The 15,143-nt window shown below is 52.6% G+C and carries 14 protein-coding genes; 4 read left to right on the forward strand and 10 right to left on the reverse strand.

Annotated elements, in window-relative coordinates:
• Positions 1 to 102: 102 nt before the first annotated feature.
• Positions 103 to 555: a type IV pilin protein gene (locus TLL_RS05105; RefSeq protein WP_011056853.1), complete on the reverse strand. Its 453-nt coding sequence runs from the start codon at positions 553 to 555 to the stop codon at positions 103 to 105.
• A 180-nt stretch (positions 556 to 735) separates the two neighbouring features.
• Here TLL_RS05105 and TLL_RS05110 point away from each other — a divergent pair, with 180 nt between their 5' ends.
• Positions 736 to 1,014, forward strand: a complete 279-nt coding sequence (locus TLL_RS05110) for a hypothetical protein (protein ID WP_011056854.1) — start codon at positions 736 to 738, stop codon at positions 1,012 to 1,014.
• Positions 1,015 to 1,139: 125 nt separating this feature from the next.
• On the opposite strand, the gene psaC is transcribed toward TLL_RS05110, so the two are convergent.
• Positions 1,140 to 1,385, reverse strand: a complete 246-nt coding sequence (psaC, locus tag TLL_RS05115; RefSeq protein WP_011056855.1) for a photosystem I iron-sulfur center protein PsaC — start codon at positions 1,383 to 1,385, stop codon at positions 1,140 to 1,142.
• Between the two features lie 322 nt (positions 1,386 to 1,707).
• Here psaC and TLL_RS05120 point away from each other — a divergent pair, with 322 nt between their 5' ends.
• Positions 1,708 to 2,127: a DUF4168 domain-containing protein gene (locus tag TLL_RS05120; protein WP_164920799.1), complete on the forward strand. Its 420-nt coding sequence runs from the start codon at positions 1,708 to 1,710 to the stop codon at positions 2,125 to 2,127.
• A 1,235-nt stretch (positions 2,128 to 3,362) separates the two neighbouring features.
• On the opposite strand, the gene TLL_RS05125 is transcribed toward TLL_RS05120, so the two are convergent.
• The 3 genes from TLL_RS05125 to TLL_RS05135 form a co-directional block, all read right to left on the reverse strand.
• Complete coding sequence (locus TLL_RS05125) at positions 3,363 to 3,899, reverse strand: glycosyltransferase (RefSeq protein ID WP_164920800.1); 537 nt, start codon at positions 3,897 to 3,899, stop codon at positions 3,363 to 3,365.
• Positions 3,899 to 4,600, reverse strand: a complete 702-nt coding sequence (locus TLL_RS05130; protein ID WP_164920801.1) for a glycosyltransferase — start codon at positions 4,598 to 4,600, stop codon at positions 3,899 to 3,901. Before TLL_RS05130 ends, TLL_RS05125 begins: the two co-directional genes overlap by 1 nt.
• Before the next feature lie 133 nt (positions 4,601 to 4,733).
• On the reverse strand, positions 4,734 to 4,907 hold the full coding sequence (locus tag TLL_RS05135; protein ID WP_011056859.1) for a metallothionein: 174 nt from the start codon (positions 4,905 to 4,907) through the stop codon (positions 4,734 to 4,736).
• Between the two features lie 214 nt (positions 4,908 to 5,121).
• Here TLL_RS05135 and TLL_RS05140 point away from each other — a divergent pair, with 214 nt between their 5' ends.
• Both TLL_RS05140 and TLL_RS05145 read left to right on the forward strand, forming a co-directional pair.
• Positions 5,122 to 6,114 carry an IS481-like element ISTel1 family transposase gene (locus tag TLL_RS05140; protein ID WP_165442180.1) on the forward strand — a complete coding sequence of 331 codons (993 nt, stop codon included), beginning with the start codon at positions 5,122 to 5,124 and terminating at the stop codon, positions 6,112 to 6,114.
• A gap of 16 nt (positions 6,115 to 6,130) precedes the next feature.
• Positions 6,131 to 6,487 carry an ArsR/SmtB family transcription factor gene (locus tag TLL_RS05145; RefSeq protein ID WP_231833835.1) on the forward strand — a complete coding sequence of 119 codons (357 nt, stop codon included), beginning with the start codon at positions 6,131 to 6,133 and terminating at the stop codon, positions 6,485 to 6,487.
• Here the strand turns inward: TLL_RS05145 and TLL_RS05150 are convergent.
• The 5 genes from TLL_RS05150 to TLL_RS05170 form a co-directional block, all read right to left on the reverse strand.
• Positions 6,484 to 6,951, reverse strand: coding sequence for a type IV pilin-like G/H family protein (locus TLL_RS05150; RefSeq protein WP_164920802.1), 468 nt, complete (start codon positions 6,949 to 6,951; stop codon positions 6,484 to 6,486). The two genes, TLL_RS05145 and TLL_RS05150, sit on opposite strands and share 4 nt — an antisense overlap.
• A gap of 76 nt (positions 6,952 to 7,027) precedes the next feature.
• On the reverse strand, positions 7,028 to 10,357 hold the full coding sequence (locus TLL_RS05155) for a tubulin-like doman-containing protein (protein WP_164920803.1): 3,330 nt from the start codon (positions 10,355 to 10,357) through the stop codon (positions 7,028 to 7,030).
• A gap of 107 nt (positions 10,358 to 10,464) precedes the next feature.
• A complete protein-coding gene (locus TLL_RS05160) occupies positions 10,465 to 13,080 on the reverse strand; it encodes a hybrid sensor histidine kinase/response regulator (RefSeq protein WP_011056864.1) in 2,616 nt (871 codons plus the stop codon).
• 13 nt (positions 13,081 to 13,093) lie between these two features.
• Positions 13,094 to 14,653 (reverse strand): methyl-accepting chemotaxis protein, encoded by a 1,560-nt coding sequence (locus tag TLL_RS05165; RefSeq protein WP_011056865.1) that lies wholly within the window; start codon positions 14,651 to 14,653, stop codon positions 13,094 to 13,096.
• Entirely contained in the window at positions 14,650 to 15,138 is a 489-nt protein-coding gene (locus TLL_RS05170; protein ID WP_164920804.1) for a chemotaxis protein CheW, read from the reverse strand. The genes TLL_RS05165 and TLL_RS05170 overlap by 4 nt, the downstream gene beginning before the upstream one ends.
• Positions 15,139 to 15,143 lie beyond the last annotated feature (5 nt).

Below are 15,143 nucleotides of genomic sequence, written 5' to 3' on the forward strand. Positions count from 1 at the left end.
CAGAACTCATTTTCCAATAAAAAAGCCAAGAGTAATGAATCTTGGCTTCTCTTTGATATGATTAAATGGAATTAACTTTGTTCTCTGTTAATTCCTAAGGTCTTAAGAACAGTTAGGAGCAGTTGCACTATTGCCAGTTATGACTGTGGAGGTTGTAATACCATTGGCAACTGTTACGCAACCTGTCACTCCTGTCCCTTGGGGATCATCAGCACTTGTTTGAACATAAGCATCATTCCCTCCGTTAGCGGTAATGGCAGGTGTAGTATACCCATCAGGTGTTGAGACCCCGAGTTTCAAAGTGGTTACATTAGGAGCGAATTGTGTGTTCTCCAGACGGTAGGCTTGTTGAGCACGGTTGATGGCACCAATCGCACTCTTAGCGCTGGAGAGGCGGGCCTTAGCCGCTTGGTTAAGCATGGAGGGCAGAGCAATGGCAGCCAGAATACCGATGATGATGACCACCACCAGTAGCTCAATGAGGGTGAAGCCTTCATTCTCTTTTTTCTTGGCCAGCAGGTGCTGGAGGAATTTTGCTTTTAGTTCGGTTTTCATCGTTTTGAGACTCCTTCCTTCAACAATCTTGTCTCTACGGTTAACGTACCCATCCGTTGCCCTAAACTTAACACCCCCCTCAAAAATTTTTTGCCTGAGGGCAGGGGTGCCCAAGCTATGGGGAAGTGAGTTGCCGTCTGCTACAGTTGGGGTAGCTGTCTTATTGGGCAACGGAGGCTTATGGAGAATCGTGGCAATGGGTTTGGCTGGGGGTTTCTGGTGGGCGCCTTCTTTGGCGGCATCACTGGCTCTCTGGTCACGCTCCTACTCAAGGAGAGAGTTGCCGCCGCAGCCACGGACAACAGGCCACGGATTAAAGATCAGCGATCCACTCCCCTGCAGGGGAATGATGACCCTGTGATGGAGGCGATGCGCCTAGAGCTAGAGGCTAAAATTGCCCAAATCAATGAAGCAGTGGATGACCTACAAAGCCGCCTTAGTAACGAAGACCAGCCCTGAGCTGTAGGTGAGTAGGGGTTGGTTGGTGCTAAGGACAACCAATAAACAAATAAAAGACTTGAGACGTAGGAATGTTGCCTCAAGCCCAATCAAGAATTTGCCGAAAGTTTCACGAAAATAGGGGACTAGTAGGCTAGACCCATGCTGCGGGTGGTTTCTGCACCCAAATAGACACGAATACTCAAAAAGTCAGTTGGGCAGGCCGTTTCACAGCGTTTGCAGCCAACGCAATCTTCCGTGCGAGGGGAGGAGGCAATTTGGCCAGCTTTGCAACCATCCCAAGGCACCATTTCCAGCACATCGGTGGGGCAGGCCCGCACACACTGGGTGCAGCCAATGCAGGTATCGTAAATTTTGACAGTGTGAGCCATGTAGTAACCGCTCCTAAAACGATCAGGATGACAGGTGGATGCCCTGCCGCCAACTCAGGAAGCCCCTAAGCTACGACAATAAGGGCAGTCTGGAGAGAAATACCGAGATTTAGGATACCGCAGTGGCTCAGTGCTAGGCGGGCTGGATGGGCAAACTTCAAAGAATGTAACTTTTTTGTAAAGTCTGGTAAATTTGCCTATTGTGCCCTTAATCTTGGCCAAAACAGTTTTTAATTGCTGGTGCTTGCCTGCGTTGAGGAACCTCAAGGGGGTCTAGGGATTCCAAGTAGAGTGGAGTCGGACGCGTTGTATGTGGTGGTCAATGTCCTGGAAGTGGTTGCCCCTTGCTATGTGTAGTGTGGGTCTGCTGCTAGTCCCTGCGCTTTTACCTTATTCCTTGGCTCAGACTTCGCCGCGCACGGATGTGATTGCTCCGTGGGAGATCACGACCTATGCCCGTGTGGTTCTCGAAATTGAGCCCATTCGCCAAAAATACTATCGCCAAGCTCAGGCAGCTTTCCAAGGTCAGGTGCCGTCCAACGCTTGCTTTGGCATGAATCCGCAACATATCCCCAGTGGATTGGAGGCGATCTGTGCTAGCTATGGGTGGGAGGCAATACAGGTCTTGAAAAAATATAATATGTCCCTAGAGCAATTCAATGCGATTACACTGCGAGCACAGCAAGATAGCACCTTGAGCCGACGTATCCAAGCCGAGATGTTGCGATTGCAACAACCTTGATCATTAAGTCCATGTTTTCCCTAGCTTGCCTAGCAATCCATCAACAGTGCCCTTACTACAAGCATAAATTTTTAGGAGTCTTTGAGAATCCTCAAATAATAGAATTACAAAAATTTTCCTGAAGGACTTGAAAATTCGATAAAAAGTACTAATGATAAAGAATAAACAATTTTTTGCCAATCGTGTTTCTAGGTAAGTATGATTTCTGTGGACATAAAAATACCGTAGAGAAGAATATAGGTAAATAAATTTAGTTCTGTTAAATAGTTGAATAGATTTTGAGTTACCAAATCGGTGATTTATTTTTGCGTTACAAACAGTAAATATTTTATAATCCTGTTTTCTTAGCTTCATGCAATAGTCAAAATCAACAGCGTCCATAAATAGAGATTCATTCGGGTGCGACGCGAAAGCTAGCCAGATGATTGTCCCACTAGCCCAACAAGCTAGAACGGGACCGGTTGTGCCCCCAACCGTAGCCTAGGGAGGCATGCGTGACTGGTAACGGTCAGGTATGAAGCCCTCCCGACAACGTAGCCCGAACCGCAAGGTTGAAGCCGAATCCGTGAGGAGGAAGCAACTTCACCAGCGTCAGGTGATAGGGAGCTAGGCTTGAGGGTATGGTGAACGTAAGTGAAGTGACGCCAGAAGCCTCGTTACTCTCAGCAGGCCAAAGACGCTGACAGGCCTGGGCCAAAATGGCAAGTGGACGGCTACACCTCTCCTAATTAGGTGTACGGGGACATTAGCTCCACCGGGGTAAAGTCACCACCTAACCCCTCGCGTCATCTGGTTGGAACGCGGTAAGCCCGTACTTCCGCCTTGATAGGCCAAGCACAAGGCAAGTGGACTGCGAGGAACACCCATGGAAGTGCGGGTAGAGGAGACGGGAAAAAGCGAATGCTAGCCTGTAATGGGTTAGATAGGGATTGAGAATGCTGGCAGGACATTCAACATCATCCCACTCGAAAGAGGGCAGACTTCCCGTCGGTTCCCCATTACGAGAAAATCTATAGAACCTCCCTAATGGTGACAAAGCAAATGGCGGTGACCTTGAGTCACTGGTGCGGTCACCAACCCTCCCACCAAGGGTAGGCAGGCTGTAGATGAGTATCGTAAAGGTTGTACACACAACCGGTTCCTCTTAAATGAGGGGTTTTGGGGGGCCTGAGCCGGATGCGAGGAAACTTGCACGTCCGGTTCTTAGGGGGCTAGGGGGCAGTAATGCCCCCCTGCTACCCGACTAGCCCAATCTCTTTTGCGGCATGACAGTTGAGTAACGTTCCTGAAGTAATGACAGCATCACATTCATAAACTGCCTTTCGAGAGTCGATCTGCTGCTGATAAAAGCGGTAGTTTTTATAGATGAATCCACAATTAATCTGACCTGTTTCTCGATCTTGTACTGCACAAGACAGAATGCCAATCTCAGATTTATTGATATATTTATCATAAAAATAAATTAGATTTTCAAGGGCATTTTCATAGGGAGTACTATCCTGATCAAATAACCAAATGAAGTCAAATTTTTTATGAATTGCGTATTGAATTCCAAGGGTTAAGCCCCCTGCGACACCAATGTTCTCAGGATGATGCTGAACCTCTATAGATAGATTATTTCCTAATTTCTGAATAGGAATAGGTCTGGATGAGTTATCAACAATTAATAGGTAGTCGATCTTGTATGTTTGATTGATTAGTCCATCTATACATCTATTGAGGGCAAAATAATCATTATAGGCGGTAATATAGGCTAATACTTTATAATTCATTAGAGGTAACGGTAATTTTTAATCAATCGGTAAATGAGTAATAATAGCTGAATAGACTTTGGAAAAAACTCCTTTTGAATAAGAAATAGCTCGCAAAGAAGATTTGCTTTATAGCGATACGAAAACCCCTTGGTATTGTATTGTCCAGCAATAAATTCAGCGGTTGTGATCTTGCCACCTCCCTGTTGAACTTTGAGTATAAACAATGCATCCGCAGCTGTAGGGTAATAATGGGAGTAATAGCCATAATGTTCATGTAGATTCCGTTTGATCAGTGTACCGACAGATTGAGTAGTGATAAATGCTTGTACGCCATGATGCCAAATGGCTCCTCCTGTTGGTTTGATGATTGCTTTTTTCTCTGAGTAGATGTAGGCTGAAATTAGATCAGCTTGGGAACTAGCAGCTGCTTGTTTGTAGTTGGCGATCGCTAGGGGGTCAAGGCGATCATCTGCGCCAACCACAAGGTAATAGTCTCCGGTTGCCCGTTGGATTCCTTTGTTCAATGCATGAAAGATGCCAAAATCTGGCTCACTCACATAGTCTGTGATCACATCTTGGGCCCCTCTGATGAGATCAAGGGTGCCATCCTCAGAGGCGCCATCAATCACAATCCATTCGAAGGCGCGATCGCTCTGTTGCCGAACCGACTCAATCAGCCCCGGCAAGTGCTGGGCAGCGTTATAGGTGGCTGTAATCAAGGAAATCGATGGGAGGTCCGCCATGCTGGATCGCAACTAATAGGAAATGACGAGGACAATCTCTAGCTCCTTAATTGTATAGAGTCGATGGGGCGATCGCCTCGTCATTATCCACTGTTACAGATTGCAACTCCTAGGCAGAGCCACAGCCACAACCTGCGTGGCCACAGCCGCTATTCTCTTTGCAGGTGCCATTGGCACAGACTTCGGAGCAGTAGGGTTTGCCGTTGACCATAATGGCATCGTTGAGGGAGACAATGCACAGGCAGTGGGGACAGGCGCATTTCATTTGGGTCACGGTTGTCATGGCTTTTCCTCCAAATGACGAATCAGTGAGGTTGTTTTCCGCCTCTAGTTCAGTATACTTGAACAACTGTTCATACGTCAATTGGTTATTGCCTAACTAGCTGTCAGGTCCCGCATCATTATATTCCCAGAAGTCGTGCTAAACTCTTCGAAGCGTACCGGCTCCTTGAGTGCTTGTTCCAAGGTCGGAAAGCGTTCAACGATGGAGTATCACCATGCCACGTATTCATGCCAACGCCCGAACGACACCCCGAATTCGCCGTGAAATCCAACAAGCACCGGCTTCGATCAGTCATCGCGAGCTTGCCAGACGTTACGGGATCCACCGGCACACGGTAGCGAAATGGCGTAAGCGCGCAACCGTTGAAGACAAAAGCACCCGCCCGCACCGCCTGCAAACGACGCTTACGGAAGCGCAAGAGCTTGTGATCGTTGAGGTGCGTAAGCTCCTTTTGCTGCCTCTTGATGACCTTCTCGTTCTTGCCCGGACGTTCCTCAACCCCAATCTGAGCCGCTCAGCGCTGGATCGCTGCCTGCGTCGCCACGGAGTCTCGAACCTCAGGATACTGCAAAAGGAACGCGAAAGCCTCGAAGGCAGTCCCAAAAGCACCACGCGGCAGTTCAAAGCGTACGCACCTGGGTTCATCCACATCGACGTCAAATACCTGCCACAAATGCCGGATGAGGAGCAGCGCCGCTACCTCTTTGTCGCGATTGATCGGGCAACGCGCTGGGTCTATTTGGCAATCCACGAGGAGAAGAGCGCAGAATCGGCAACGCGCTTTCTTGCAAATGTCCTTGCCAACGCTCCTTTCGTGGTGCGTACGGTGCTGACTGATAACGGCAAGGAGTTTACCGACCGTTTCTCCTCCGCAGGCGAACGCCAACCCACGGGACACCATCCGTTTGATCAGCTCTGTCGTGAAAAGCGCATCACCCATCGGCTCATCCAACCCCGCCATCCGCAAACCAACGGGATGGTGGAACGCTTCAACGGCCGCATTGCGGAGATTCTGCGCGCTGAACGCTTTGTCTCGGCAGCCGACTTGCAAGAGACGCTCACGCGATACCTTTGGGCGTACAATCACCGCATTCCCCAACGCGTTTTGGGCCACATGACTCCCATTGAGAAACTGCGATGGTGGCAAACTGAGCGACCAGACCTCTTCGTTTCAAGGGTAGATAATGTCACGGGTCTTGACAACTAGCGCCTATGATGAAGATATGAATACTCTTGATCCTCATCATCCAGAGGCTTTAGCGCAGGTGAGCGATCGCCTGCTTTCTACGGAAAAAGCCCAGCGGATGGCACAGTTTTTTGGTCTACTGGCTGATACGAATCGAGTGCGCATTGTGGCCCTCCTGGCCCAAGGGGAGTTTTGTGTCAGGGATATTGCCGTGGCTCTAGACATGAGCGAATCTGCCGTCTCCCACCAATTGCGGATGCTGAAGGCGCTGCGACTGGTCCGTTTCCGCCGCCAAGGGCGACATATCTTTTATCGGTTACTGGATCACCATGTCCTCACCCTTTATGAGGTCGTGGCCGAGCATTTAGATGAAGAAGACCCAGAGACAGCCTAGGGAGACGGGCAAGTTGGCGGTGACGCAACGCTAGAACCTGAAGGAGCGGCTTCTAAAATTTGGCTTGTGGTCAATGTTATGTACGTGGCGTAGGTACAACCTGTAAATGCCCTTAATTCTGCTCGCTCAGGGGTGGCTTGGAATTCAGCGTAGTTACCATCGGCACGACTGATTTGATACTCATAGTCCGGCGTATCACTAAAGCCAATTCGTAGGCTGGCAACATCAGTGCTGAATGTGGGATTGGCTAAACGGTAGGCCTGTTGGGCACGGTTCACGGCACCAATATTGGTTTTGGCTTGGGACTCGCGGGCTTTGATAGCCTGATTCAACATGGAGGGGAGGGCGATCGCTCCCAAGATAGCGATAATAATGACAACGACGAGTAGCTCAATGAGGGTTAGGCCTTTGCAGGTAAGGAGGGATCGATAGAACCAAGGCAGGCTAGAACGATAGGGAGACATAGGAATGCTCCAATTTTGCACTCGTCTTTATCCTAAAGTGTTCCCACAGGTCTTCGTGAAATTACAGAGATCTCCTCTAAAGTCCCAGCAGTTTTTTCTTCGCAGCTTGGAATTCCACCTCTGAGAGCAGACCCTGCTGATACATGGCTATCAGTCGTTGCAGTTGCTCTAACCCTGCGGAACTTGCTGCAGCAGTGGTTTCAAGTGTTGGCTCGGGTTGGGGCAGGGGTGGTTCAGGGGCAGGGGGTGTTGGCATTGGGCTAGGCGCTGATGTTCCTTGAGCCAATTGATAGGTTTGGATCACCCCTTGGAGAATCGCGGCTTCCCGCTTGTATTCAAGACTGTCGCGTCCTCCCGCCTTGTGGAGTTCTTCCTCCCGTTGCTTCAAATAGTTCAGCAAATGCTCGTAGAGCGCCTGCTTTTGGGCTGGGGTTTCTGCGGCTTTGAGAATCACCGTCACTTGGCGCTGAATTTCCTCTAAGTCGGGACGGCAGGCCAGCACCTCTAGGACTTGGGTCACTTCCTCCCAGTTGGCGGCAATGTCCACATCTTCAAGGCCAACAGCTGTATGGCGGGTGTAGCGGATTGTGGCTTCGCGGGTCGCACGGTTTTCTGCCTGCTTAAGGACACCGAGGGCGCGGGCAATAACCACGAGGTTGAGAATTTGCGGGTTTTCGGGAAACACATCCCAGAAGGGGGGATCCTTTTGCAAATGCACGGGAATCGGCAGGTCGCGGTTTTCTCCCCGTAGGCGGTCGCGCTTGGCGGTAATCATTTGGCCGCGCCAATCTTGATAGGCTTGCCGCAGTTCGGACATACCCTCAATACAGCGCAGGGAAAAGCCCCCCATCTCTTGGACAAAGACAATACGGTGCCGCTCGCGATCGCCCAAGGGCTTAATGTCATCACTGGTAATGCTCTGGCCATTGGGTTTGACCAGGTTCTTGAGGAGGGGAATGAGTTTTTTGGCAGCGAAATCGGTGGTATTTTCACCCCCCACAATAGCAATATTCGTATTTACCGAGGGGGTAAAGCCGGCATCGCGCCCACTCATCACCGCCTGGGAGAGGAGGAGCAGGGGCTTGGACTTTTGGTAGGCGAGGCGCAGGACGCTGAGGATTTCTCCTTCATCGTTGCGATAGACCTGCAGCAGGCGATCGCAGGCGGTGAGATCCCGCACAAGGCAGCTTTCTTCCGGAGCATTTTGCACGGTGCGCCGTACTGTTTCCTGGATAATCTCAGCCAGGTCACTTTCTTGAACATCCGCCAGTTGCGCCACATCCAATAGACGCATCACCTCATTGGCAGCGCGGGTTTCCTTCCACAGGGAACTCGCCTCCTGCAACACCGTTGTCGCTGTTGTAGTACAGAGTTGATTGAGGCCAATGGTAAATGTGGACTCTACCCCTGTGTTGGCACCAGCATAGCGCTCGACAAGGTCTTGATAGAGGCCGTTGAGTTCTTGGCGATCGTAAAGCTTCACCCCATTGATCCGCAGGGCATCTGCACTATCGGCTTGACTATCGGCCATTGCCTTGAAGCCATCCCGTAAATTGAGGAGCCGTTGATTGAGCTTGGCAAGACGGGCTTCCATCCCCTGTAGCCACTCCTCCAGTTTGGTCATCACCTCTTTGGCAAGGAGTCGGGCTTTGGCTTGAATGATGGCATTGAAACTCCCCTCAATTCCTTCTAGGGCCTGCTGGCAAAATTCCTCCATTTTTGCTTGCTTCGAGATGCCAAAGAGGGTACTGAAGTGGTTAATGTCCTGGAGGGCATTTTCGTATTGCCGCTGACGATTGGTGATGTTGGGCTGCCAGGTGTTCTGGATCTCGCGGTCGTACTTTTCCCTTTGACTAAGAAAAATCTGGCGAATTTGCAGCAGAAAGGCCTGGGCAAACTTCGGCCCCCGGTTGCGATCTTCAACAATGCGATAGAATTCCTCCTCAAGACTTTGGCGAGCCTGCTGGAGGATTTGATTGCGGTTGTCGTACATGCGCTGGAAAAAGTCGCCGTGGAGACGCTCATCGGGGCTGAGTTCGCGCAAGTGGGCCGCTCGGTAATTGTCCACCTGTTCAGTTAGCCAGGGCACAAATTGCAAAATTTTGCCTCTTTCGGTGCCCATCATCCCCCCTAATCCCTGTTGGGTACATTCAAGGAGGTTTTCACGGCTAATTTGATTGCGCAGATCGTTGACCCAGCGGGAAATTTCCTGCATATAGGGGCGATCGCCAGCTGCTGCCAAGGCCAGGACCAAATCCATATCCAGCAAGTTCATCGGTTTCAGGAGGCTCTGGGTCACCTCCAACAGTTGCGGCGGCAATTGCACCGATTCATTCAGCCACCAGTGAATAAAGTCTTGGCAGAGGCGATAGGTCAAGGAGGCGCGAATTTGGGCAATGGGAATTTCAATACTGGAGAGGCCAAAGGCCATGAAGCTCTTGGGATAGCTTCGACCCCCGGCATCCTGAGAGGCCCAAGCCGCCTTAATATTGTCCCGAATGGAGCGTTTGTGGGGAGCAAAGTCCGAGGTGAGATCCAAAAAGATATTTTGGGCAATCATTTCGCGGATCTCATCGAGCTTGAATTCACTCTCGCCATTTTTGGTGCCCACGAGGTAGGTAAAGTCAAAGGGAGGGCAGCTGTAACGCACTTCATCAGCCAGGCTACTGCTAAATTGGGCAAGGTATTCGGTGCGGTAGTCGGAAAAGTAACTGAGTTCCATGAGGGCAGCATAGCCATTGGCAAGGACGCGATCGCCAACGCTAATGGCAGCAAAGGCATTGGGCATGGGCACAATTGCTGTGACGAGGGGACTCGACTGGCCCCTGAGCCAGTGGCGAACACAATAGCCGAGGTCAATGAGCATACCGCTACCGGTGCCCCCAGAGAGGGAACCGGTAATAAAAACATTGAGGCTACTATTGTTGACCTTGAGGCCGTAGCGGCTTTGCATAAAACTTTCATGACCTTTGACGCGATCGCTGGCCGCTTGAAATTTTTGTTGAATCCCATGGTAGTTGCAAAAGAAGGCAAACCGCCCACAGGCACGGATCTGTCCTGCTCCCGCCTCTAGGCTAGTCATGTTGCGCTCGAGTTCCCTGGGAAACCAAGAGGCAATCCAGGGGTAGTTGTCGAGGTTTTGAATGATTTGCTGCACGTTTTTGCCACTGACACTGGCCCAGTGCTTTTCGTTGTCCTTGAGGGGAGAGCCTGCAGCAAGGGGGTTGCTTACTTTGTAGTCGCGATCGGTATCAATGGCCAGGAAGCTGATCACAGGAAACTGTTTCAGGCTGCCGTAGGTTTCCTCCACCAGTCGTCGCACCCGCGATAGCACCTCGATGCCGGTGCCACCTACCCCCACAATGACCGTCGGCACAATTGATTTTTCTTCCACCTGTGCAGGCATGGTTGCTCTCTCCACCGCAAGTCACCCCGATCCTAGCAAGGCTGTCCGCGAAATCTGGCGATCGCCATGTTTCATAAAACATTTTTGCGGCAATCCAATCTGATGCTTTATTGGCTCAGGGTCGCCACCCCACCATGACGACCTGTGAGCAGTTGCGTTACCGTTTGCAGTATCCCTTGGGGTTGAAAAGGCTTGGTAATGTAGCCATTGGCACCCAGTTGAAGGGCTTTTTGGCGGTGGGTATCCCCTCCCCGTGAGGTTAACATTGCAACCGGTAAATGGCGTAAACGCGCCGAAAGACGAATCGCCTCTAGCAAGTCATAGCCATCAAGGCGGGGCATCTCGATATCCGTGATCACAAGGGAGACTTGATCGCCTGCCGCAAGGAGAAAATCCAAGGCTTCCTTGCCATCGCGGCATTGCACAACATTGTAGCCCGCCTGCCGCAGCACACGATCCAGGAGCCGGCGCACGGTAATGGAGTCATCAACAATGAGCACCTGGGGAGTGATGGGCTGCTGGGGGCTTTCCATCGGGGAGGCCCGTACCTCCACGGGTCTCAGGAGCACCGTAAAGTTATCGGGAGCGAGAACTGGCACCACTTCACCGCTTCCCAGAACCGTACAACCCATGACGTAGGGGGGCACGGGTACCGTTTGATCAAAGGGCTTGACCACTAACTCCCGCTCGGCAATGAGATAGTTCACCGCCAAGGCCACCGCCTGACCGGCCACATCCACCACCACACCCACACCAAGGGGTCGCGTTGGCCCACTTAGGGGACGCTGATAGGGCAGCAATTGATGCAGTGGATACAGGGGAATCGATTGTCCTTGCCAGTCAATGGTGGCACTGGGGTGGCGAATATCGGTGTATTCCTTGAGGGCAATGACTTCGCGGATACTCAGATCGGGGATGGCCAAGGTTAACTCCCCCACTTGACACAGGACCATGGGCAGCAGACTCAGGGTCAATGGAAGGGTGAGGGTAAAGGTGGTTCCCCGCTGGGGTTCAGTGGTGATCTGCAGATGCCCCCGCGATCGCTGGACTTGCTCACGCACCACATCGAGTCCCACCCCACGACCGGAGAGATCACTCACCTGCTTGGCGGTTGAAAACCCTGGCACAAAGAGAAATTCCAAAATCTGCTCGCGGCTCAGGTGAGGAACTTGTTCGGCAGAGCAAAGCCGCAGTTCCACTGCTTTTTGACTCACCCGTTGCAGATCAATTCCCCGACCATCATCGGCCACCTGAATTTCCACGGCATTCCCCCGCAGTCGCGCTCGTAGCCAAATGGTGCCTGTCGGGGACTTGCCCAGTTGCTGCCGCTGTTTGGGTGGCTCAAGACCGTGGTCAAAGGCGTTGCGCACCAGATGGGTCAGGGGTGCCTTGAGTTGCTGCAAAATCACTTGATCTACAAGGGTATCGCCCCCCTCAATCACCAGTTGAACCGGTTTATGGTGGCGATCGCCCAAGGCTTGCACAGCGGTGACAAACATTTGTGCCAGTTGGCGAAAGGGCACCAAGCGGGAATTCGTCAGTTCAGCGTAGAGACTATTTAAGTGCTGACGGTTGAGATCAAGGGCCTCTTGGAGATCGCGGCTGAGCAGATCAATATCGGCGCCTGTCTCCTGAATCCGCACCAGCAATTCTTGAAAATCTTGGAGGGCGGTGTGCAGCTCTGTGTAGCGGTCAAATTCCAGGGCATCAAAGTCGTTGTGGCCATTGGTTGGCCGACCTGGACCGCCAAGGGGGGTGGCTAAGCGATCGTAAAAAGTCTGCACCTGATCGCGAATGGGCCGAAATTGGTCAAGGCGCTGCTTCAGTTCGCGATTGGCCCGCAAAAACTGCTGTTGATAGAGGGTGAGGCGTTCTTGGCCAATGAGCAATTCGCTGACCGTGTTACCGAGGCGATCCAGCCGACTGACGGGAATGCGCAGATAGCTGTCTTGGGGCGGAGCTGTTTCCGCAGGCGGGGGAGGGGTTGGTTCAGGGGGCAGTAACTTGACCAGTTCTGCCTGCTGCAATTGACGACACTCAGCGACAATGGCGGGCACTAATTCCCCAAGGGGCAAATCCGCTGCTAACTTCGGTAATTCTGCGGCCAGTTGCTGCAACCACGGCAGTGGGTACTGTTTCCCTAAGGTGTGGGCAGTGGCAATCAGCTGAGCCAAGGCCGTCTCCCGCTCTGCATCCGTGGCACTGGCCTCTAGGAGCTGCAGGGACTCCTCAAGGGTTTGCGTCAAGGCGGTGCGCAGATCGGGGGGAGCGACAGTGGGGGGCGAGGAAGGATCTGAGACGGTGCTAAGGAGTTCCGTGAGGGCAGCAAGCAGGGCTTGATAGGGGGGCGTTGGCGTTAGGGAATGATTCTGTTTGGCGGCGGCCAAGAGCTCCTGGGCTTGCTCAATGCCTTGAACCAGAAGATGATGAGCACGGGGGCGATCCCCTAGGCGACCTTCCTTAAGGGCTTCCAGAATATCCTCTAGGCGATGGCTCAAGGCCTGTAGCTCACTGAGTTGGGCAATGCCAGCTCCCCCTTTGAGGGAATGCGCCGCCCGCATCAGCGTGTTGTAATCCTCAGCTGTATAGTGACGCTCGGGATCGGTGACCACCTGCTCTGCCCACTGTTCGAGGAGCAGTAAATACTCCGGGGCATCCTCGTACAGGAAGCAATGGCGTGCCTCTTGGGTAATCGCATCCAGGTCGGCGGCATCAAGGGTCATAGGTTACCCGTCCTTAAGCATCCACGCGGAACCGCGATACCGAGGCTTGTAGTTCTGCGGCAACGGCGACTAGGCTTTCCATGGCATGGACCACAGCAGCAGCGGCTGAAGTTGTTGTTTGTGCCATCTGGGCAACCCGCTGCATAATCTGCGTGACCTCTGCGGCCGTGGAGGTTTGGGAGGCAGTGCGCTCAGAAATCATTTGCAGTCGTGAATCAATCTGTTGGTTGAGGCGAGCCAGTCCCTGTAATGTTGCTTTGGTTTGACTCACCAACTGGGTGCCCTTAACCACTTGCGCCGTACTGCCCTCCATTTCCTGAAGTACCTCAGCCGTCTCCTGCTGAATCCCCGTCACTAACTGTTCAATATCCCGCGCTGAATCTGTGACCCGCTCCGCCAAGCGTCGCACCTCATCGGCCACCACCCGGAAGCCTTGGCCGTGCTCCCCAGCGCGTGCAGCTTCAATCGAGGCATTAAAGGCCAAAAGGTTGGTTTTCTCAGAAATGCTGGAGATAATGTTGATGATTTTGGAGATTTCTTGGGAGGATTCAGCGAGGCGTTTCATTTTCTTGGCAGTTTCGGCCACGCTGAGGCGGATATTTTCCATGCTCTCCACGGTGGTATCCATGGTGGCATCCCCCAATTGTGCTGCCGTCAACCCCTCGGCAGCGATCGCTGCTGCTTCTTGGGCAGACTGGGCCACAGCTTGCACTGAGGCGGCCATTGCTTCGACCGCCTCCACACTGCGATCAATGTCGGCCGCTTGCTGGGTTGCCCCGGCCACCAGTCCGGCGATCGCCCCCTGGGTAGTTTGGGCAGCGGCTTGGACTTGGTTGGCAGCGGTTTGGACTTGGACCACAATTTGACGCAAACTACGCACTGTGGCATTGAAAGCATCGGCAATGGAACCCATTTCCCCTTCGTCCACCTTGGCGCGTACGGTGAGATCTCCCCGCTGGGCTCCCTCAATATCCAGCAATAGGTTAATCACTGCCTCCTGCATTTTCATCCGTTCTTGGCGCTGCCGCTGTACTTCCTCCTGACGTTGGGCTTCAAGGGTTTGAATCTGATCCTGCTGCTGCTGGAGTTGAGCAACCAAGACGGCAATTCCTTGGCCAATGGCGGCAAGTTGAGGATCCTTAAACTCAGGCAAAGGGCTATGCCACTCCTGTTGCTGGAGTTGCCCTAGCCAGGTTTCTAAGGTGTGCAGCCCCTGCCGCAACTGTTTGATTTGACCCCGTCCGAGGGGAATAGGGATAGCGGCAAGGGGGGCCCTGGGCGGTGAGGGGAGCGGGGCAGGGGCAGGGCGTGTCTGCAATAGGGCCAAGGCATGGCGGGCACTTTGACCAAAAATTCCCTGATCTGCTTCGGCGATCGCTTGATAAAGGGCTTCGGCGGCAGGGACATCACCCGCCTGTTCTAGGGCAGTGGCTAGGGTCAACTGTACCAAACGATCCGTGGGTTCTTCCTCAAGGAGGGCTCGTAGGGTTGGAATATCCTGAGTGAGGATGGCATTGAAGTAGCGATCGCTCAGGGATGAGGTTGGCGGGGTGGAATTGGCAAGGGAGGTCATAGGGCTGGAGCGGCTGAATAGGCAACAGCTTCAAAAACGGCTTCAACATTCAATAGTAAAATTGGCAGTCCATCCAACTGCACAAAACCCTGCAAATACTGCTGCACCTGTCCTTGAAGGCGCTGGGGCACCGGTTGTTGCTGCTGGGGGGATACATGAATAATGCCCCGCAGTTGACTCACCAAACAAGCCAGTTGACGCGGCGAAGAACCGTCAGTATCGCGCATCACCAGTGCCGTCCACCGTTGGTGGGGCGATCGCCCCCAAGCATGCTCCACCCCCAGCAATTTCAATAGGTCAAGCATCCACAACAACCGCCCCCGGTGGTTACTAATCCCCAAAAGCGCAGCTGAAACCCCCGGCACCAGAGAAATATCCCGTGGCTCAACGCTTAAAACCTCAGCGGTTTGCCCAAGGGGAATGCCCACATTCACCCGTCGGGGCAGTTCCACATGAAAGTATTCCTGAAGGATTGGGGCACTCACAGACA

It is taken from the genome of Thermosynechococcus vestitus BP-1 (genome assembly GCF_000011345.1).
Lineage (GTDB): Bacteria > Cyanobacteriota > Cyanobacteriia > Thermosynechococcales > Thermosynechococcaceae > Thermosynechococcus > Thermosynechococcus vestitus.